Consider the following 17,559-nt stretch of genomic DNA (forward strand, 5'->3'; position numbering starts at 1 on the left):
CGAGCGACCCAGACGATTTCGCCTGGTTCTGCTCCGAGCGCGATGAACCTTATCGGTTTTTTTCGGCACAGTAGCTTGTGCAACGACTCGTTGCACAAGCGTCGTGGCCACACGTTGTCACACGACTTACTCAAAGCCAGGTGCCACCCTGCCGTTCACTCGGCTCTTCCGTAAGCGCATCGAAATCGTGAATCCAGTCCAGATGATTCAGCACGCTGTCGCGTGCGCCCAGGCGCGCGTTGCGGGCCTGCGCGGCCGGCCCGTCGGGCAAGTGCAGCACGTCCGCAGTGGTTATCGACGCGTACTGCACCTTGCGCGTGCGGCCCCGGCGCAGGCGCTCATAGGCTTCCTGCGCCTCGCGCCAATTGCCTGGACCCGCCGAGGCCAATTGAGCGGCCAACACCACGGCATCTTCAATCGACTGGTTGGCGCCCTGGCCGTGATGCGGCACAAGCGCATGCGCGGCATCGCCGATCAGCGTCACGCGGCCTTTGCTCCAGCGGCCGAGCGGGGGACGGTGGAACAATCCCCAGCGCTGACTGATCGGCACAGCCGTAATCATCTGCACGACGGCCGGATGCCAGTTCTTGAATAGGCGCAGTTGCTCGCCCTCGCTGGCGGGCATCACCCAGTCGCGTAACGGCCACGGCGATGGATGACGCTCGACCAGGAGGAAATTCTGGTCACCGTTGTCGCCGATGGGATAGTGCAGCAGATGGCCGCCGGGCCCGACCCAGAACTGGATGGTCTCCGGATCGGGCAGCAGGTCCATGCGTTCAGCCGGCACCACGCCGCGAAAGCCCGAGCAACCCGAATACAGAGCGTCGTCATAGCCGAGCATCCAGCGCCGCGTGATCGAGCGCGCCCCGTCAGCGCCGATCACGAGGTCGGCGTCGATGCGCTGGCCGTTATCGAACGCGAGACATACGCGATCCGGGTGCTGCACGAGGTCGACCAGCCGATGGCTCAGTTTGATGCGCTCAAGGCCGACGGCTCTGGACAGCACCGCCTGCAGATCAGCACGATGAATGCCCCAGTACGAGCCGCCGAACTGCTCGCGATAGCTGGGCGCGCCGCGATGATGACCGATGACCGTGCCGCTGCGTCCGTCGCGATAGATGAGGCCCGGCACTTCAGCACACACCTTGACGAAGTCCGGACGCAGTCCCATGCGCTCGTAGAAGCGCGTCGCGTTGGCCGAGAGCGCGACAGCCGCGCCCACTTCGCGCAGCTCTTCGGTCTGCTCGTAGAGCTGCGCATCGATTCCATGCTCGCGCAGCGCGAGCGCCAGCGTAAGGCCGCCGACGCCGGCGCCGACGATCGCAATCTTTAGATCCATCTGCTTCATGACTGTGTCTCCTATATCCAGATTGGTGGGTTTGGGTCGCCATGGCATATCCCGGCGCCATGTCGAATGCGCATGCCGTGTCAGTATTTTCAGCACTAGACGTTCATTCCTCAATAAGATGAAATGAATCTGCTTCATCACTGGATTGAATGAGACCCGGCTAGGCGTGAGTCATGGAACTGAGTGAAATCGACCTTAATCTGCTGCTGCTGTTTCAGCGGCTGATGCAGGAACGGCGCGTGGCGAGCGTCGCCGAGCAGATGAACATGAGCCAGCCCGGCGTCAGCAACGCGCTCGCCAAGCTGCGTCGCCGGCTTGGCGATCCCTTGTTCGTGCGCGGGCCGGGCGGAGTCGTGCCCACGCCATTCGCGCTGCGTCTGGCGGAACCGGTCTCGCAGGCGCTCGCCACCCTGCACGCCGCACTCAATCCGGTAACGGGTTTCGATCCGCTGCGCGCGATGCGCACCATCACGATCGGCATGACCGATATCGGTGAAGTCGTTTTTCTGCCGGCGCTGCTCGAACGACTGTCGCGCGTCGCGCCGGGCGTCGCACTCAATACGGTCCGCGATACAAGCGTCAATCTGAGCAACGAGATGGCCGACGGCCGGGTCGATCTGGCCATTGGCTTGCTGCCGCAGCTCAAAGGTGGTTTCTATCAGCGCCGCCTGTTTGATCAGCGCTATGTCTGCCTGTTCAGACGCGGCCATCCGCTCGATGACGCGCCGCTCACGCTCGCTGCATGGCGCGAGGCCGAGCATCTCGTGGTCGTGTCGGCCGGCACCGGCCACGGGCAGGTGGAGGAATGGCTGAAACGGCGCGGCGTACGGCGTCAGGTGCGACTGACGGTGCCGCACTTCATGAGCGTGGGCTACATCCTGCAACGCACGGATCTGATCGCCACGGTTCCGGAGCGACTTGCGTTGCAACTGGCAACCCCTTTCTCGCTCAACCTGTGCGCGTTGCCCATGACGCTGCCCGCTGCACCGATCCATCTGCTCTGGCACACACGAGTCCAGCAGGACGAAGGCAATCGTTGGCTGCGCGGGGTAGTGATCGAGCTGTTTGCGGACACGGCAACGCATGTGCGCAAAGCAGAGGCGCAGCAAAAGAAATAGCGCTCGAGGTCGAAAGGGCCGGTTGCTTCAATCATGGACGATCGAGGCAACCGGGTGTGTGCGACGTGGAGCGACAACGGGCGCTCAGCTCGACGCAGCCGGCCGCTCGTCGATCGAGTCCACACGGTCCGGATAGAACGCGAGGTGATCGCGAATTCGTGCGACGGTTTCGTAAGGATGCTCGTAGCTCCAAACGGCGTTGACCGCGCGCACGCCGCCAGCCGGAATCGAAAAGTACGCGCAATCACCCTTGTATGGGCAGTAGGTTGCGTGGTCGGTGCGCTCGAGCAACGTCATGTCGATATCCTTTCGTGGGACATAGACAACTGCCGGGTAATTGGCCTCGCGCAGCGTCAACGCGTCCTGCGTATCGGCAATGACCTTGCCGGCCACCGTGACTACCACCCGCGATGGGTTGCGTTCGATGGTGATCGGATGGCCCTTACCCGGAATCTTCACTGGCCGGGGGGCCGGAGTGGTGTTAGTGATCATGGGTTTCTCCTTGAGTTGGCGCCTCAGGGGCGTTCGTTCCGGCAACGAGTCGGCGCCGGCGCAATGCGTTATGCAGTGGCGCCCGGCCGGGCAGATACCTCGTCGTACCATCGCTTAAACGCGGTGTGTTGGACTGGAATCGGCATCCTCAGCGCGTTGGCCGCGAAGTCGGTCGTCACGAGCGTCGTGATGTCCGCAGCGGAGAAATCATCGCCGGCGACGAACCGGACTGTCTCGAGCCGTACGTTGAAGTCGGCGAAGAAGTGGGCTACGCGCTGTTTGCTTCGCGCGATCAGTTCTGGAATCTGGTCATAGTCATGCGGACCTGACAGTGCACGACCTTTCAATCCCGCGACCGCGTTACGTACGCCTTCCATGACTGGCGCGAAGCCGTCCAGTTCTGCGCGGCGTTCCCACATCGTGACGAGGGCTTTCGACTTTGCCGTGGTGCCCAGCAATGGGGTCTGCGGATACGCTTCTTCCAGATAACGCCAGATGGCGGGCACTTCGGCGATGACGGGGCCGTCGGGGAGGGCCAACGCTGGCACCTGGCTGCGCGGGTTGATCGCTCGGTAGGCATCGGAAAACTGCTCTTTGGCGCCCAGGTCGACAGGCTTCGTCGGAATGTCGATTCGCTTCTCGGCGATGAAGATGCGTACGCGGCGTGAGTTCGGAGAACTCTTTGATTCGTACAGTATGGGTGTTTCGGTTGTCATTTGAATCGTCCTCTATGATGCTTCGATAAATATGGATACCTGATTAATTAGGCGTCTCGACGACACCGGAAACAGGCGTGAATCAGGTTGATCTAGAGTCTCGATCCGCCGTCGACACACAGCGTTTCACCGTTAATCCAGCGCGTTGCATCCGGGGCGAGAAAGGTATGGCTTGAGGTGCACGAACTGACTGAGCGGCGACACCGGCCCGAGCGCTGGGAGCACACTCCATGAAACGTCCGTGGGAAAGAATCTAGAGACTTGTGGCAACATTGAAAAAGACTTTATAGGCTGGTCGGCATACTTCACAGGCATGGGATCCGCAATGGAACTGCGACATCTTCGGTATTTCATCGCTGTCGCTGAGACGGGCAGCCTGACGGAGGCAGCCGAACGGCGCCTGCACACTTCGCAGCCGTCACTGAGTCGGCAGATTCGGGATTTGGAGGATCAGGTTGGGGTCGAGTTGCTGAGCCGCAGCGCACGCGGCGTGGAACTGACGCCAGCGGGCAAGGCATTCATCGATCACGCCCGACTGGCGCTGACCCAGGTGGAAGCCGCAGTCGAAGCTGCCCGAAGGGCAGCGCAACCTGCCAAGCAGCGCTTCTCTCTCGGCTTCCTCACTGGGCAGGAAATGACCTGGCTGCCTGAGGCCATGCGCATTCTGCGCGGCGAGTTGCCGAACATCGACGTCATTGTGTCCAGCGACTATTCGCCGGATCTTGCCGAAGGACTCGCGCGCGGCAAGCTGGATTTGGCGTTCCTGCGTGCCGAACCGGACTTCAATCTCGCCTATCAGGTCGTGGGTCGGGAACCGCTCGTGGTGCTCATGCCTAGTGACCACGCGCTGACGTCCCGCGTTGCAATCCTTCCACAAGAACTCGTTGGTGAGCCTTTCATCGCTATGGGTGACAAGGCCAAGGTGCTACGCGCGGTGATCGACGATTACCTGGATCGATCTGGAGTCCATATCACGTCGGCGCAGAGTGTGGACAACCCCGCGGTGGTGATGTCACTTGTTGCGTCGACGCGAGGCGTGACGCTGATCCCCGCCTATGTCGAAAACCTAATGCCTGGGTCGGTCGTTAGCCGTCCGCTCGAAGGCGGGGCGCCGACGATCGACTTGGTTATCGGTTACAGAAAGGCAAATACCTCTCCGATTCTGAAGCTGTTCCTCTCGAGAGTGGATGAGCTAATCGCAGGCGTCGCGAAGAGATCTTCGTGATTCTGGTTAAGCTGGCGGACTCCTGCCTTCATATCCGTAAGCTCCTTCCGCTCCGATTTCTCCCTTGACAAAGTAACAGACCTGTTCCTAGTATTAAAGTTACGTACAGGTTGGTAACTTTATTGGAAATAATTCGATGTGCCGTGATGGCTACGAGTCGGGCACTGTCACCTTGTGCACTGGCCGCGGGGGAAGACTTCGCGCTTCCGCTTGAAACCATCACCCGAACCTGGAGTTGATTCATGAATCAGTTGACCGAGCGCTATTTAGAGGATTTTGCGGTGGGGCAGGCGTTCGGGTCAGGACGGCTGCGTATCGACCGGGAACGGGCCATCGCGTTCGCTGCCGAGTTCGATCCGCAGCCTTTTCACCTCGATGAGGAGGCGGCCCGCCGCTCGATTTTCGGTGGACTGGCCGCTAGCGGCTGGCACACCGCTGCCGTGACGATGCGCTTGCTGATAGAGACTGAACTCAAGCCGGCCGGCGGCTTCATCGGCGCTGGACTCGATGAGTGCCGCTGGCCCCGGCCAGTGCGCCCCGGTGACGAGTTGCGCGTCGAGTGCGAGGTGATCGAGGTGCGACCGTCGAAGTCGCGTCCGGAGCAGGGTCTGATCAAGCTCCGAACGACCACCCTGAACCAGGACGACGAGGCCGTGCTGATGTATGTCGTGAATATGGTCGTGCCGCGCCGGAAACAACCTTCGTGTTGATGCCGCAAAGCGGGATCACCGGAGAAGAATGCTCATAATGGAAATTTCGGATCCCGAACCGAATGCGCCGAATCCGAACGGGCCCTGGCGTTCGCGGCAACGTATCCGACGGTGTCGCCACAAGCGCCAACCGTCTTGGGATGGAGGTGAATATGGACATCGGTTTCATCGGCTTAGGCGTCATGGGACAGCCCATGGCGCTCAATCTGGCCCGCGCGGGCACACAACTCGTTGTCTGGAATCGCTCCGCTGACAGGAACGAGACTTTGCGAGCGGCGGGCGCAACGGTCGCGACGAATCCGGCCGAGATATTTAAACAGACCCGCACGGTATTCCTGATGCTGGTCGATGGCGACGCAGTCGACACCGTGCTCGGCCGCGGCACATCGCAGTTCAGTGCGAACGTTGCGCATCACACGATCGTCCACATGGGGACGACTTCGCCCGACTACTCGCGCGGACTCGAAAGCGACATTCGCAACGCCGGTGGCAGCTACGTGGAAGCGCCCGTTTCGGGCTCGCGCAAGCCCGCCGAGGCGGGCCAGCTTGTAGCGATGCTGGCGGGCGAAGACGCGGCCGTCGAAAGCGTCCGCCCTCTGCTCGAGCCAATGTGCCATCAGACGATTGTGTGCGGCCCGGTTCCGAATGGGCTTCTCATGAAGCTTGCGGTGAACCTGTTTCTGATGACCACGGTCGCCGGCCTTGCGGAAGCGGCTCATTTTGCCGAACGGCATGGTCTGGACATGCAGCAGTTTCGCGCCATCTTGGACGCCGGTCAGATGGCGAGCGACATCTCACGCGTAAAGATTCTCAAACTGGTGATGCGTGACTTCGATGTTCAGGGATCGATCACCAATGTGCTGACGGTCAATCGATTGATTGCGGAGGCGGCCAGGGACGCCGGGGTCGCGTCGCCGTTGTTGGATGTCTGCTATGCATTATTTGGCGAGACACTGGCGTTGGGGCACGGACAGTCCGACATCGCGGCCGTTGTCCACGCACTCGAGGCAAGAACCGATTCCAGCAAATGATCGCGTTCGACTAGGCCAATAACTTCGTGGCGGCATCAATGAGGTCGCCACGCAGATCACCCGACTCCGCTATCAAGCCGGTGACATATGCGCCGTTAATGAGGAGCGCTATCTGAGACGCCGTACGGTTGGGATCAGCAACGCCCAGCCTGACAGCGATCGTTGCGAGCCGCGCCCGCATTTCGTCCTTATTGTCTCGGGCGATAACCCGGCCAGGATGGCTGTCGTCGGGAAACTCCGCCACCAGGTTAAGAAAGGGGCAGCCACGAAAGGCGGGGTGCGCAATCCGCTTCGCGATTCCTGATAGCAGCGCGTCCAGCAAAGCGCGGGGGTCCTCAGCGTGCTTCTTTTCAACGTCATCCCACCACGCCCAGAACAACCGATCTTTCTCCGCTGCGAAAGCAGAGATCAAAGCGTCCTTGGAGTCGAACACACGATAGAGGCTCGTCTTCGACACCCCGGATCGCTCGACGACCGTGTCGACGCCGATGGCACGGATGCCCTCGCGGTAGAACAGATCGCTTGCCGTCGCGAGGATACGCTCCCGTGCGCTTACTTCGCCCTTTGGCGGGGCTCCCCTGCGGGGTCGGGCTCCTGCCTTCATATCCGCCAACTCCTTTCATTCGGATTTTCTGGTTGACAAAGTAACAGATCGGTACCTACTATAAAAGTTACGTACAGGTCTGTAACTTTATAGGATACGCCAATGCGTGTGATCGAAGCGGAAACCTTTTCGGGCTATGACGGGTTGCGGCAGATCGAATCACCCAAGCCGCAACCGGCGAAGGGCAGGGTGCTGGTTCGCGTGAGGGCCGCCGGCGTTACGCCGCTCGAATACACGCTCCTGTCGGGTGGACACCCACGCGCCAAGGCGCCGCTGGTGCTCGGCAACGAGGGCGTCGGCGTTATCGAGGACGCAGGCGACTCGGGGTTCGAGGTAGGAAGCCGCGTGATGTTCACGGGACCCTATGGCGTTGCTGAGAATGGCGCATGGCAGGAATGGCTGCTGGTGAGGCCGGAACATCTGGCGTTGGCTGACGCGATCGGGGACGTCGTCGCAGCCAGCATTCCGGTGGCCTATCTGACGGCACAGATCAGCCTCACCGACGCCGGGTTCAAGCCGGGCATGACCGTGCTGGCTCCTGGAATCGGCGGGTCGGTCGGCAACGCGACCTATCAGCTCGCGCGGGCACAGGGCGCCGGCAAGGTGATCTCTACGGCTGGCAGCGCGGCGAAAGCCGCGAGGGCGCGCGAACTTGGCTTCGAGCACGTGATTGACCTCACCGAGGAAGGTCTCGCCGACGGTGTTCGTCGGATAACGGCCGGCAAGGGCGTCGATATCGTCATCGAGAGCATCGGTGGCACTGTGACGAGTGAGGCGCTGAGCAGCCTGAGTCGCGACGGTGTCTTGATCACGTTGGGTTACTCCGCTGGCCGCAGAACCACCATCGATGTCACGGACCTCATCTGGAAGGGCGCGCGGATGGCCGGCTTCTCCCTGTTCGCCCAGTCACCGGCGACGATCGCCACCGCGTGGCAGCACATCATCCCGTTGATCGTAAGCGGATCAGTCAAACCGATCGTCGAGCGGGTCTACCCCATCGCTGATGCGGGCGAAGCCCTGCGTCACCTGATAGAGGATCGGCCATTTGGAAAAGTCATTTTAACGATGTGACCGGCATCGCTAGCGGATATTCACGGCTCCCACGCGCACCTATTCCATTCGTGCGACGGGGCGGCGTTCCGGTTCGAGGTCCAGCAGCCGGACGGTCAAGGAGATGATCGACTGACTAGCAGCTGACCGCTAGCCCAGAGGCGTTGTCAACCGGAATCAGCAATCAACGGAGTAGTCGTTATGGATAAGTTGCAGGGAAAGGTGGCCGTCATCACTGGCGGCTCGTCGGGGATAGGCCTCGCCGCCGCGAAGCTCTTCGTCGCCGAGGGCGCCTACGTGTTCATTACCGGCCGTCGCCAGAAGGAGCTCGACGAAGCCGTGAGGGCCATCGGAGGCAATGTGACTGGCATCCATGGAGACGTCACCAATCTGGATGATCTTGACCGTCTCTACGAGAGCGTCGACGCGACAGGGCGAAGAATCGACATCGTCTTTGCCAACGCTGGCATCGCTGAGTTCGGCGCGTTGGGCAATATCACCGAAGCGCATTTCGACAAGCTGTTCAATACCAATGTGAAGGGAGTGCTCTTCACCGTCCAAAAGGCTCTGCCTCTACTGAATGACGGCGGATCGATCATTCTCACGGGCTCCGTCGCGAGCGCCAAAGGGACGCCTGCCTTCTGGGTCTACGGCGCGACCAAGGCCGCCATCCGCAATTTCGTACGCGGCTGGACTGTGGAGTTGAAGGATCGTCGCATCCGTTCCAACGTCCTTAGCCCGGGGCCAATTGATACCCCGGTCATTGGTCAGCAGCCTCCGGACGCCATTGCGAGAATTTTATCCACTATCCCGATGGGACGCATGGGGGAAGCCGACGAAGTTGCTAAAGCTGCTCTATTTCTCGCTTCGGATGACTCGAGTTTCGTCACGGGCATCGAACTCTTCGTGGACGGGGGCAGGGCTCAGATTTGACATCGATCGATTCGCTTCGCCGCCGCCGCTTTGTTCGCACGTGGAAAACCGACGAATCACCGTGTTACGCGAAGCTCTGAATATCGTGACTACAGCGCGCGCCTTCGCCAAATGGATTGGCTGACATTCCGCAACCCGATGCCCTATGAGGCATGCCCGGACGCCGCGTCCACTTAGGCGTCCATCGAAGATGGAGTTTCATCATGAAAGGTATTGTGCTCACCGCATATGGCGACCCTGCAACGGGACTTGAATTCCGTGAGTTGCCCGAACCCGCCAGTCCGGGCGCGGGCCAGGTGATGGTCGCGGTCGACTACGCTCCTATCAACTTCAGCGACATTCTCGTCGCGCGGGGCTTGTATCCGCTACATCCGGAATTGCCATCCGTGATCGGCAACGAAGGTGCGGGGCGTGTGCTGGAAGTTGGCGCCGGAGTCAGCAACGTCAGGGTCGGCGATCGCGTGACTCTCCCGATGGGCAGCTTCACCTGGCGCGAGCGGATGGTCGTCAACGTGGACGGCATAGTCGCGCCTCCCGCCGACGCCGACCCTAGTCAGTTGGCGATGCTTACTATCAATCCGCCCACCGCGCACCTGCTGCTCGAAACATATGTGCACCTTGGGTCGGATGAATGGATTGCAATCAACGCCGCCAATTCGGCCATAGCGCGCTGGATAGTCGGCTTCGCCAAGCAAAAAGGTGTCAGGACTCTCGGACTCGTGCGCCGCGCTGAGGCTATGAGTGCCGCGCAAGAAGCGGGATGCGACCTGGTCTTGCTGGACGATGATGACGCGCCGACGAAGATGACTGAGACGCTGGCCGGAAAACGCGTGCGGCTTGCGTTGGATGCTGTCAGCGGGGAAGCTGCTGGCCGTCTGGCGAAGCTGCTGGGCCCTCGCGGCACACTGGTGTCGTATGCTGCACCAAGCTTTGCTGCCATAGCGGTTAGCCCTTTCGACGTCATCTTCAATGACCTGACCATTCGTGGCTTTTCTTTGGGCAATCCGGACTTCGCCGGACAGATTCCCGGCGCCATCATGCAGGCGTCAAAGATGGTAGCGGCAGGCGAAGTTGCAATTCCAGTGGCCGCGACATATCGGCTGGAGGAAATCGGCGCCGCAATCTCCCATCAGATGCGAGGCGGAAAAGTTCTTCTGAAAGTCAGCGGTTAGGTGCAGCACATCAGGCAATGGCCAAACTGCGAGTGCGTGATATTTTGCCTTGGTCAACGCGTTGCATCGCGGGCAACGCTGATGCAGCAGCAGCCGCAATTTTTAGCCGCGGTCGCTGGGACGGTAGTCGGTCGCTGTCCGGCCACGAACGGTTCTTAGCGTCTGATGTCGTCTTCAATGCGCGGCGATAAGAACACATCACGTCAAACACGTTCTGGCGCAACGGCGAGTCAGGAAATTCTTCCCTTAGTACGAACAGTGCATTCTGCAATTCGATCATTCCGCCGGCTACATGTTTCGAGCAATATAAGTCTCAGTGCGCGGCAGTCATGCTGCACCTGAAAAAGGTAAGCACGCGTATCTGGCACATTCATGAAGCGCCTATGGCGCCCGAAACTTACTCACCGTTCGAGGTGGAGGCAATATGACGAAACAGGCACTTATCGTGGTCGATATACAGAACGACTATTTCGCTGGAGGTAAATGGATACTCGACGGGGTCGACGACGCGGCAGACAATGCACGTGACGTTATCGATGCTGCAAGAACCAACGGCGACCTCGTCGTCCATATACGCCATGAAACCCTGGCGAAAGATGCGCCGTTTTTTGTGCCCAGCACCGAGGGTGCCCAACTCCATCCGAAGGCTGCGAATCTGCCTGACGAGCGTGTGATCGTCAAACATCACATGAACCCCTACCGCGAGACCGACCTTCAGAAGATTCTCGAGAATCACGGAATCGAAGCGGTTGTCGTAGTCGGAAATATGAGCCACATGTGCATCGACGCGGTCACTCGCGCTTCGGTCGACTTCGGCTACAGGACGACAGTCGTTCACGATGCGTGCGCCACTCACGATCTTGAATTCAACGGTGTAAAGGTGCCCGCTACGCAAGTACATGCCGCGTTCATGGCAGCACTGAGTTTCGGCTACGCGGAAATTGTCTCTGCCGCAGCCTTTTTAGACTCCAAGGGGCAAAGAGCCGCTTAAAGAAACGAAAGCCCGGCACGCATGCCGGGCTTTCGTCAATCGAACTTCCGCGTCCGCATTGTCTGGCGGCTCATGCGCAAGCGGCCGCTCAAGAGCCACGCAGGGTGGTCTTGAGCGGCCGACAGATCAGGACTATTGCGAGTACTTCGGCATCGCATCCATCTATAGATCCAGCGTCAGATTCGCGCCGGTCGCACGCGAAACGCAGATACACATCAGTTTTTCATCATTACGCTCTTCGCTCGACAGCACGTCGTCGCGATGATCCGGGCTACCGCTAGTCACCTTAACCGCGCACGTGCCGCACTGGCCCGTGCGGCACGACGCAGGTGCGTCGATGCCGGCGGCGTGAACGGCATCCAGAACAGTTTGATCCGCCGCTACTTCAATGACTTTCCCGCTCCTCGCGAGCGTCACTGTGAGTGGGTGATTCTCTGTCGCGCTAACAGTACTCGTAAAGCGCTCGAAACGGATGCGCTTTTCATCAACGCCGGCAATGCGGCCGCCGTTGCGGACAGCATCGATCAGGCGCGCCGGTCCGCAGACACAAAAGAGCGTGTCGCGCGGCGCCGCGCCAATCAATGCCGCGGGATCGATACGGGTACCTTCATCAGCCGGATAGACGACGAGGCGCCCTCCGAATTGTGCTTCGAGTTCTTCGAGGAATGGAGCTTCGCTGCGCGACCTGACCGCGTAGTGCAACTCGAAAGGCTGGCCTCGCGCAGACAACGCATGCATCATCGACTTGATCGGCGTAATGCCGATACCGCCTGCGATCAATATCGTGCGAGGCGCATGATCGTCGAGACGGAAGTGGTTTTCCGGCAATCCGCAATGAAGCGTCAGACCCAGCCGGAACGCGTCATGCACGCTTGTCGAGCCGCCGCTGCCGGCGTCCTCGCGCAGCACCGCGATTTCATAGACGTTGCGCTGTCCCGGATCCGAAGCTATCGAATAACGGCGCGTGCCTGCAGTGCCATCGGCAAGCCTCACCGGCACCTCCAGGTGCGCACCCGCGCTGATTTCGGGCAAGGCCGCGCCGGCGATATCGCGCAGTTCGTACGCGCGCACGCGTGCCGTCAATTGACGCACGCCAGTGATCTTGAGCGTGAGCGGGCCATCGCCGAACTGGTCGGGTTGACGCTGCGCCGACGCCTCGGCCGACACTTGCGCCAGTTGTTCTTTCATGTGGCGCAACCGCGCGTGAACTGGCGCGACCATGCGGGTTATTTCCGCTTCAGTAAAGCGCGGCGTGATGTGTTGCGGACAGTTCCAGTCGAATCCTTCGATGCTAATCACAATGACCCGTTCGACGCGGCCGTCGTAGCCCGGCGTGCGCACGCGCTCGACAAGTGCGGGATCATCCGCGATCTCGACGGTATGCGCGCGGCCCAGAAGCTTCAGGCGCCGCTGGTTCGCGTAGTCCATCACGATCATCGCGATACGGTCGTCTTTCTTCAGATTGCCGACGCTGATGTACTGGACGTTGCCGACGAAGTCGGTAAAGCCCAGCGTCCTGTCGTCGATGACTTTCAGAAAACCGGCCGGGCCGCCGCGATGCTGCACATAGGGCCAGCCGGTTTCGCTGACGGTGGCCTGATAGAAGTGGTCGGCGGCCTTGATGAAGTCGATCTCGCGGCGGCCCAGGCGATCACCGCGGTCCGACGTCCGGTCCAGATGCGCATACTGTTCCCGGCTCCCCATCAGGGTCTGGATTTCGCGCACCTGGGCGGTGAATGCGATATCGGAAAAAGCACGTCCCATGGTCAGCTCCTCGTCGTCGAGTCAGGCAATCACGTCATCAAGTTGTCGGCACGCCGGCGCCTCAGGCGGCCAGCTTCAGGCTGACCTTCGGGAAATCGATATCGACCTGGCTCGCCTTGCCCAGCACGTTGGTCAGGAAGTTCATGCCGACATGAGTGATGATTTCGACGATATCGGAGTCGCTGTAGCCGGCACTGCGCACCTCGGCGAGTTCGAGTGTGCTGATTTCGCCTTTGTTTTCCATCAGGCTGCGCGCGAATTTCACGGCAACCGCGGCTTGTTCATCTTCACTGGTGCCATTGCGGGCCGCCGCGACTTCTTCCGCGGACAGGCCGGTTTTACGGCCGATGGCGGTATGCGCGGAGACGCAGTATTCGCAGCCGTTCTGTTGCGCGAGGGTCAGCGCGATCCGTTCGCGCGTCAATGCGTCCAGGGTGCCGGCGTTCGCGATGCCGTGCAGGCCCAGAAAAGCGCGCAGCGCGACCGGAGAGTTGGCGAAGATCTTGAGGAAGTTGGGAACCATGCCCAGTTGGGCGTGGATGGCGTCCAGCAGGGCTTGCTGTTCTTCGTTGGCGTTTGTGTTGTCAACGGTGGTAATGCGGCTCATGGTGATTCCCGGATTGAATTGAAGGGGGACCGCTGCGGCAACCGCCGTTTTGAGCGGACGACCTCAGTCTGGTTGATTCCCGCCATAATAGGAATCGTTGCTACCGGGAATGGATTGTTACCAGACGAGGAATAACGTGGATCGACTCGAAGCAATGACCATCTTCGTTGCGGTGGTCGAGGAGGGCGGGTTCGCCGCTGCGGCGCGCAAGATGAAAATTTCGCCGCCGGTGGTCACACGCGCGGTGAATAACCTGGAGGCCATGATGGGCGTGCGGTTGCTTGCAAGGACCACGCGCATCGTCCGGTTGACCGAGGTCGGGGCGCGTTACGCGAACGATTGCCGGCGCGTGCTCGCCGACCTGGCGGAGTCAGAGGAGGCTGCGGCGGGCACGCATCGCTCGGTGCGCGGGCGGCTGGTCATTACTGCGCCGTCGCTGTTCGGGCGGATGTTCGTCACGCCGATCGTGACCGCTTATCTGCGCCGCTATCCCGACACGGAAGTCGAGTGCCGTTTTCTGGACCGGGTGGTCAACATGATGGACGAGGGGGTCGACGTCGCGATCCGAATCGGCCCGCTGCAGGACTCGAGCTATCAGGCGCTACCCGTGGGGCAGGTACGGCGGGTGGTCTGCGCGTCGCCTTTGTATCTGCGGCAGCACGGCACGCCGCTCACGCCGGCGGATCTGACGCAGCACGTGTTGATCTCGACGGCAGGCCTGACGCCGTCGCCGGACTGGCGGTTTGCCCATGCCGAGGAACCGGCCGTCGTTCATGTGCGTCCGCGGCTTACGGTGTCGTCCAATGACGACGCGATCGTCGCGGCGCTCGATGGATTCGGCATCACGCGGCTGTTGTCATACATGGTGGCGAAACATCTGGCGGCGGGGACGCTGACGGAAGTGTTGCGCGAGCATGAAACCACCGTTGTGCCCATTCATGTCATGCAGCACGAAGGACGTCACGCACCAGGGAAGGTTCGGGCGTTTCTGGACATGGCTACGGAAGCACTGCGCGGCGACCCGGCTTTGACTTTGAAGAAGCGCGGCAGGACAGGGCGCTAGCTGGCGGGTTGCCACGGTAGCCGCGGGCGCTTGGCGCTCAGAGGTTTCATGACAGCACGAGCTGTGGCTCAGTGATGCGGTGAATCGGCGTGGGATCTGCGCAATCGGACGGTGGCCGCACGCGAAACCGCATCACACCTTGAGCGGGCAGAAGGCACGGCAAATCCATTGCCAGTCGAGGGGCTGCGGCGCCGCACTACGTCACGCTCGCTAACTCACGAACGCCGCCGCAGGAAGTCGACGACAAGTCTTGTAGTCGCGGCCGGCTGTTCTTCCGTGATCCAGTGGCCGCAATCCGGGATGATCACATCTTCCACGTTATCAGCCGCACACCGTATCACCGTGCCGATCATAGGACCGAATGTAGCTTCGCCACCCAAGGCCAGGACCGGCATCTGAAGCTTGCCCTGAGCGAGGAACGTCCTGTTGTCGATCGCATCCTGGCTGAACGCCAGGAACTGGGCAAAGCCCGCTCGCATTGCGCCGGGTTGCGCATAGAGCGCCGCATAATGCTGGCGCTTCGCTTCATCAAACCGCCTCGGGTCCCGGGAAAGTTCGTTCCAGAAACGGTCGAGATAGATGCGCTCGCGGCCGGCGACCAGGCGCTCCATGTCTTGACCACCGAAGCCGAAGTGCCACATCGCCGGATCCTGTCTGATCTGATCCCATGGTCCGACGCCGGGCAGCGGCGCATCGATCGCCACCCATCGGCTCACACGCTCGGGGTGGGTGGCGGCAACTGCGAAGCCGACCATGATGCCGATGTCGTGCGTCACCAGTTCGGCCGTACGCACACCCAGGGCGTCCAGGACGCCCACCACGTCCGCCGCCTGATTCTTCTTGTCATAGCCGCCGTCAGGCTTCGACGACAGGCCCAGCCCACGCAGGTCGGGCACGACAATCATGTGGTCTTCGATGAGTGCGCTCGCCAGATGACCCCACATGTCGCCCGTTGTGCCGAAGCCGTGCAGCATGACCACTGCCGGGCCATGACCGCCGACCCGCACATGGATGGATGCACCGTTGGTTTCGATCGTCCGCGTCTGCATCTCAGCCGGGAAGGGATAAACCCCGTCTACGTGGGCATGCTCGCTCATCTGTGTACTCCAGGATTGCTTCTAGTTGACGGGATTGGTGGCTCGTTGTGCGGTGGCGAATCGCCCGGTTAGTCATGCTAACAACGTAGAAGTGCGCTTTGAAGCGGTTCGAGTTGGGTTCATGCGGTCATCCTATCCGGGCGGCTTGACGTCGACAAGTGAACAGGTTGCTCATTCTTTTTCCACCTGCGCAACAATGTTGATACATCTCTGGCCGGCCCTCTTGTTGACGGCAGCGAGAAAAATACAGGTCGTGCAACTGCGTCAAGTTCACTTCGGCGGCGGGCTTCGACAATGTCACTTTGCCGCCTTGCACCAGATACACATGATCGGCGACATCGAGCGCCATATGCGTGTTCTGCTCGACCAGCAAGATCGTGCGGCCTTCTGACTTCAGCCGTTTCAGAATATCGAACACCTCTCGCACCATAACGGGCGAAAGTCCGAGCGAGGGCTCGTCGATCAGCAGCACCTTGGGGTCCGAAATGAGTCCGCACCCCATCGCCAGCATCTGCGCCTGACCGCCCGAGAGGGTGCCTGCCTGATGACGGCTGCGTTCGCGCAGCAGCGGAATCAGCTCATAAACGCGTTCGAGGTTGGTTCGAACCGCATAGCGGCATGGCTTCGCGAATGCCTCCATCATGAGATTCTCTTCGATGGTCATGTCGCGGAAAATCATGCGGCCTTCCGGAATCAGTGCCACGCCCTTTGCGGCCATGTTCCAGGTTGGTTCGCTCGACGTGTCCCTACCAACCAGCGAGGTATGGCCACGCAACACCGGAATCAGACCCATGATCGTGCGCAGCAGCGTGGTTTTTCCCGCGCCGTTAGGCCCGACGATCGTTTTCATCCCGTCGACTACGAAGGCCAAGGCCTGCCCAAGCTGATCGCCACACCGTGCGTCGCACCGAAGTGCAAAAACAAACCTATGTGCCGAAGCTGATTTCCGGCGAGTGGACCGGCACGATGAACCTGACCGAGCCGCAGGCCGGTTTCGATCTCGCGCTGGTGCGCACGCGTGCCGAGCCGCAAAGCGACGGTTCGTTCAAGCTGTTCGGCACGAAGATTTTCATCATGTGGGGCGAGCACGCCATAGCGGAGAACATCGCGCATCTCGTGCTGGCGCGCACGCCGAATGCGCCGGAAGGTGTGAAGGGCATTTCGCTCTCCATCGTGCCGAGGTTTCTCGTGAATGAAGACGGTTCGCTCGGCGAGCGCAACGACGTGCACCGCGTGTCGATCGAACACAAGCTCGGCATCAAGGCGAGCCCGACCGCGGTGCTGCAATTCGGCGACCATACATGTTCATCATGATAAATGCGGCGCGTTTTGCTGTCGGCAGGCAAGACGTCTGTTCTTTAATTTTACATAATATAAATTATCAATGTTTCATCTGTCAGGGCTTTTTAGAAATGTCCGGTTCTGGCGCATTAGAAATGTCCGGTTCCCGGCTCCGGGCTGGCTGCGGTGGCGCATGCTGCGGCATCACAGCCAGCCCGGAGCCAGACCATGAACGGACGTGGATTCATCACGATCAGCATGCACGAGCTCGAGCGCGTGAAGATCATCGAGGCGGTCGTCCAGCATCGCCAGACGATCGTACTGGCGGCTGAACGGCTGCAGCTGTGTGAGCGTCAA

General features: G+C 60.6%; 18 protein-coding genes and 1 pseudogene. 10 read left to right on the forward strand and 9 right to left on the reverse strand.

Going from position 1 to position 17,559, the window contains the following annotated elements:
- Positions 1-130: 130 nt before the first annotated feature.
- A complete protein-coding gene (locus P0D96_RS21775) occupies positions 131-1,348 on the reverse strand; it encodes an FAD-dependent monooxygenase (protein ID WP_408315236.1) in 1,218 nt (405 codons plus the stop codon).
- A 173-nt stretch (positions 1,349-1,521) separates the two neighbouring features.
- On the opposite strand from P0D96_RS21775, the gene P0D96_RS21780 reads away from it, so the two are divergent.
- Positions 1,522-2,466, forward strand: coding sequence for a LysR family transcriptional regulator (locus P0D96_RS21780; RefSeq protein ID WP_408315238.1), 945 nt, complete (start codon positions 1,522-1,524; stop codon positions 2,464-2,466).
- An 84-nt stretch (positions 2,467-2,550) separates the two neighbouring features.
- Here the strand turns inward: P0D96_RS21780 and P0D96_RS21785 are convergent, their stop codons facing one another.
- The gene (locus tag P0D96_RS21785; protein WP_408181372.1) at positions 2,551-2,958 is read right to left on the reverse strand and encodes a DUF427 domain-containing protein; all 408 of its coding nucleotides are present in this window, start codon (positions 2,956-2,958) and stop codon (positions 2,551-2,553) included.
- Positions 2,959-3,026: 68 nt separating this feature from the next.
- Positions 3,027-3,674, reverse strand: a complete 648-nt coding sequence (locus tag P0D96_RS21790) for a glutathione S-transferase family protein (protein ID WP_408315240.1) — start codon at positions 3,672-3,674, stop codon at positions 3,027-3,029.
- Positions 3,675-3,999: 325 nt separating this feature from the next.
- On the opposite strand from P0D96_RS21790, the gene P0D96_RS21795 reads away from it, so the two are divergent.
- The 3 genes from P0D96_RS21795 (at position 4,000) to P0D96_RS21805 (ending at position 6,640) form a co-directional block, all read left to right on the forward strand.
- A complete protein-coding gene (locus tag P0D96_RS21795) occupies positions 4,000-4,899 on the forward strand; it encodes a LysR family transcriptional regulator (protein ID WP_408315242.1) in 900 nt (299 codons plus the stop codon).
- A gap of 242 nt (positions 4,900-5,141) precedes the next feature.
- On the forward strand, positions 5,142-5,609 hold the full coding sequence (locus P0D96_RS21800) for a MaoC family dehydratase (RefSeq protein ID WP_408285872.1): 468 nt from the start codon (positions 5,142-5,144) through the stop codon (positions 5,607-5,609).
- A 140-nt stretch (positions 5,610-5,749) separates the two neighbouring features.
- Positions 5,750-6,640 (forward strand): NAD(P)-dependent oxidoreductase, encoded by an 891-nt coding sequence (locus tag P0D96_RS21805; RefSeq protein ID WP_408315264.1) that lies wholly within the window; start codon positions 5,750-5,752, stop codon positions 6,638-6,640.
- 10 nt (positions 6,641-6,650) lie between these two features.
- On the opposite strand, the gene P0D96_RS21810 is transcribed toward P0D96_RS21805, so the two are convergent.
- Entirely contained in the window at positions 6,651-7,244 is a 594-nt protein-coding gene (locus tag P0D96_RS21810) for a TetR/AcrR family transcriptional regulator (protein WP_408315244.1), read from the reverse strand.
- 102 nt (positions 7,245-7,346) lie between these two features.
- Here P0D96_RS21810 and P0D96_RS21815 point away from each other — a divergent pair, with 102 nt between their 5' ends.
- The 3 genes from P0D96_RS21815 (at position 7,347) to P0D96_RS21825 (ending at position 10,399) form a co-directional block, all read left to right on the forward strand.
- Positions 7,347-8,315, forward strand: a complete 969-nt coding sequence (locus tag P0D96_RS21815) for a quinone oxidoreductase family protein (protein ID WP_408315246.1) — start codon at positions 7,347-7,349, stop codon at positions 8,313-8,315.
- 180 nt (positions 8,316-8,495) lie between these two features.
- Entirely contained in the window at positions 8,496-9,227 is a 732-nt protein-coding gene (locus tag P0D96_RS21820) for an SDR family NAD(P)-dependent oxidoreductase (protein ID WP_408315248.1), read from the forward strand.
- 203 nt (positions 9,228-9,430) lie between these two features.
- Positions 9,431-10,399, forward strand: a complete 969-nt coding sequence (locus tag P0D96_RS21825; protein WP_408315250.1) for a zinc-dependent alcohol dehydrogenase family protein — start codon at positions 9,431-9,433, stop codon at positions 10,397-10,399.
- Positions 10,400-10,409: 10 nt separating this feature from the next.
- On the opposite strand, the gene P0D96_RS21830 is transcribed toward P0D96_RS21825, so the two are convergent.
- Entirely contained in the window at positions 10,410-10,679 is a 270-nt protein-coding gene (locus P0D96_RS21830) for a hypothetical protein (RefSeq protein WP_408315251.1), read from the reverse strand.
- A 144-nt stretch (positions 10,680-10,823) separates the two neighbouring features.
- On the opposite strand from P0D96_RS21830, the gene P0D96_RS21835 reads away from it, so the two are divergent.
- Positions 10,824-11,390, forward strand: a complete 567-nt coding sequence (locus tag P0D96_RS21835) for a cysteine hydrolase family protein (RefSeq protein ID WP_408285868.1) — start codon at positions 10,824-10,826, stop codon at positions 11,388-11,390.
- A 162-nt stretch (positions 11,391-11,552) separates the two neighbouring features.
- On the opposite strand, the gene P0D96_RS21840 is transcribed toward P0D96_RS21835, so the two are convergent.
- Positions 11,553-13,154: a 2Fe-2S iron-sulfur cluster-binding protein gene (locus P0D96_RS21840; protein ID WP_408315252.1), complete on the reverse strand. Its 1,602-nt coding sequence runs from the start codon at positions 13,152-13,154 to the stop codon at positions 11,553-11,555.
- 61 nt (positions 13,155-13,215) lie between these two features.
- Positions 13,216-13,761 (reverse strand): carboxymuconolactone decarboxylase family protein, encoded by a 546-nt coding sequence (locus P0D96_RS21845; RefSeq protein ID WP_408181390.1) that lies wholly within the window; start codon positions 13,759-13,761, stop codon positions 13,216-13,218.
- A 136-nt stretch (positions 13,762-13,897) separates the two neighbouring features.
- Between P0D96_RS21845 and P0D96_RS21850 the strand changes: the two genes are divergently transcribed.
- On the forward strand, positions 13,898-14,824 hold the full coding sequence (locus P0D96_RS21850; RefSeq protein WP_408285866.1) for a LysR family transcriptional regulator: 927 nt from the start codon (positions 13,898-13,900) through the stop codon (positions 14,822-14,824).
- Positions 14,825-15,039: 215 nt separating this feature from the next.
- Here the strand turns inward: P0D96_RS21850 and P0D96_RS21855 are convergent, their stop codons facing one another.
- Together P0D96_RS21855 and P0D96_RS21860 are read right to left on the reverse strand one after the other, a co-directional pair.
- A complete protein-coding gene (locus P0D96_RS21855) occupies positions 15,040-15,921 on the reverse strand; it encodes an alpha/beta fold hydrolase (RefSeq protein ID WP_408181392.1) in 882 nt (293 codons plus the stop codon).
- A gap of 127 nt (positions 15,922-16,048) precedes the next feature.
- Positions 16,049-16,771, reverse strand: a complete 723-nt coding sequence (locus tag P0D96_RS21860) for an ABC transporter ATP-binding protein (RefSeq protein ID WP_408181394.1) — start codon at positions 16,769-16,771, stop codon at positions 16,049-16,051.
- A gap of 59 nt (positions 16,772-16,830) precedes the next feature.
- On the opposite strand from P0D96_RS21860, the pseudogene P0D96_RS21865 reads away from it, so the two are divergent.
- Positions 16,831-17,273 (forward strand): annotated as a pseudogene (locus P0D96_RS21865) (acyl-CoA dehydrogenase family protein); the annotation flags it as partial.
- Positions 17,274-17,559: the final 286 nt, after the last annotated feature.

It is taken from the genome of Paraburkholderia sp. RL17-347-BIC-D (assembly GCF_046027915.1).
In the GTDB taxonomy this organism is placed as follows: Bacteria; Pseudomonadota; Gammaproteobacteria; order Burkholderiales; family Burkholderiaceae; genus Paraburkholderia.

Coding starts and splice junctions, on each gene's coding strand:
- P0D96_RS21775 (WP_408315236.1), bottom strand. CDS start 1,348: ATGAAGCAGATGGATCTAAAGATTGCGATCGTCGGCGCCGGCGTCGGC.
- P0D96_RS21780 (WP_408315238.1), top strand. CDS start 1,522: ATGGAACTGAGTGAAATCGACCTTAATCTGCTGCTGCTGTTTCAGCGG.
- P0D96_RS21785 (WP_408181372.1), bottom strand. CDS start 2,958: ATGATCACTAACACCACTCCGGCCCCCCGGCCAGTGAAGATTCCGGGT.
- P0D96_RS21790 (WP_408315240.1), bottom strand. CDS start 3,674: ATGACAACCGAAACACCCATACTGTACGAATCAAAGAGTTCTCCGAAC.
- P0D96_RS21795 (WP_408315242.1), top strand. CDS start 4,000: ATGGAACTGCGACATCTTCGGTATTTCATCGCTGTCGCTGAGACGGGC.
- P0D96_RS21800 (WP_408285872.1), top strand. CDS start 5,142: ATGAATCAGTTGACCGAGCGCTATTTAGAGGATTTTGCGGTGGGGCAG.
- P0D96_RS21805 (WP_408315264.1), top strand. CDS start 5,750: ATGGAGGTGAATATGGACATCGGTTTCATCGGCTTAGGCGTCATGGGA.
- P0D96_RS21810 (WP_408315244.1), bottom strand. CDS start 7,244: ATGAAGGCAGGAGCCCGACCCCGCAGGGGAGCCCCGCCAAAGGGCGAA.
- P0D96_RS21815 (WP_408315246.1), top strand. CDS start 7,347: ATGCGTGTGATCGAAGCGGAAACCTTTTCGGGCTATGACGGGTTGCGG.
- P0D96_RS21820 (WP_408315248.1), top strand. CDS start 8,496: ATGGATAAGTTGCAGGGAAAGGTGGCCGTCATCACTGGCGGCTCGTCG.
- P0D96_RS21825 (WP_408315250.1), top strand. CDS start 9,431: ATGAAAGGTATTGTGCTCACCGCATATGGCGACCCTGCAACGGGACTT.
- P0D96_RS21830 (WP_408315251.1), bottom strand. CDS start 10,679: ATGATCGAATTGCAGAATGCACTGTTCGTACTAAGGGAAGAATTTCCT.
- P0D96_RS21835 (WP_408285868.1), top strand. CDS start 10,824: ATGACGAAACAGGCACTTATCGTGGTCGATATACAGAACGACTATTTC.
- P0D96_RS21840 (WP_408315252.1), bottom strand. CDS start 13,154: ATGGGACGTGCTTTTTCCGATATCGCATTCACCGCCCAGGTGCGCGAA.
- P0D96_RS21845 (WP_408181390.1), bottom strand. CDS start 13,761: ATGAGCCGCATTACCACCGTTGACAACACAAACGCCAACGAAGAACAG.
- P0D96_RS21855 (WP_408181392.1), bottom strand. CDS start 15,921: ATGAGCGAGCATGCCCACGTAGACGGGGTTTATCCCTTCCCGGCTGAG.
- P0D96_RS21860 (WP_408181394.1), bottom strand. CDS start 16,771: ATGAAAACGATCGTCGGGCCTAACGGCGCGGGAAAAACCACGCTGCTG.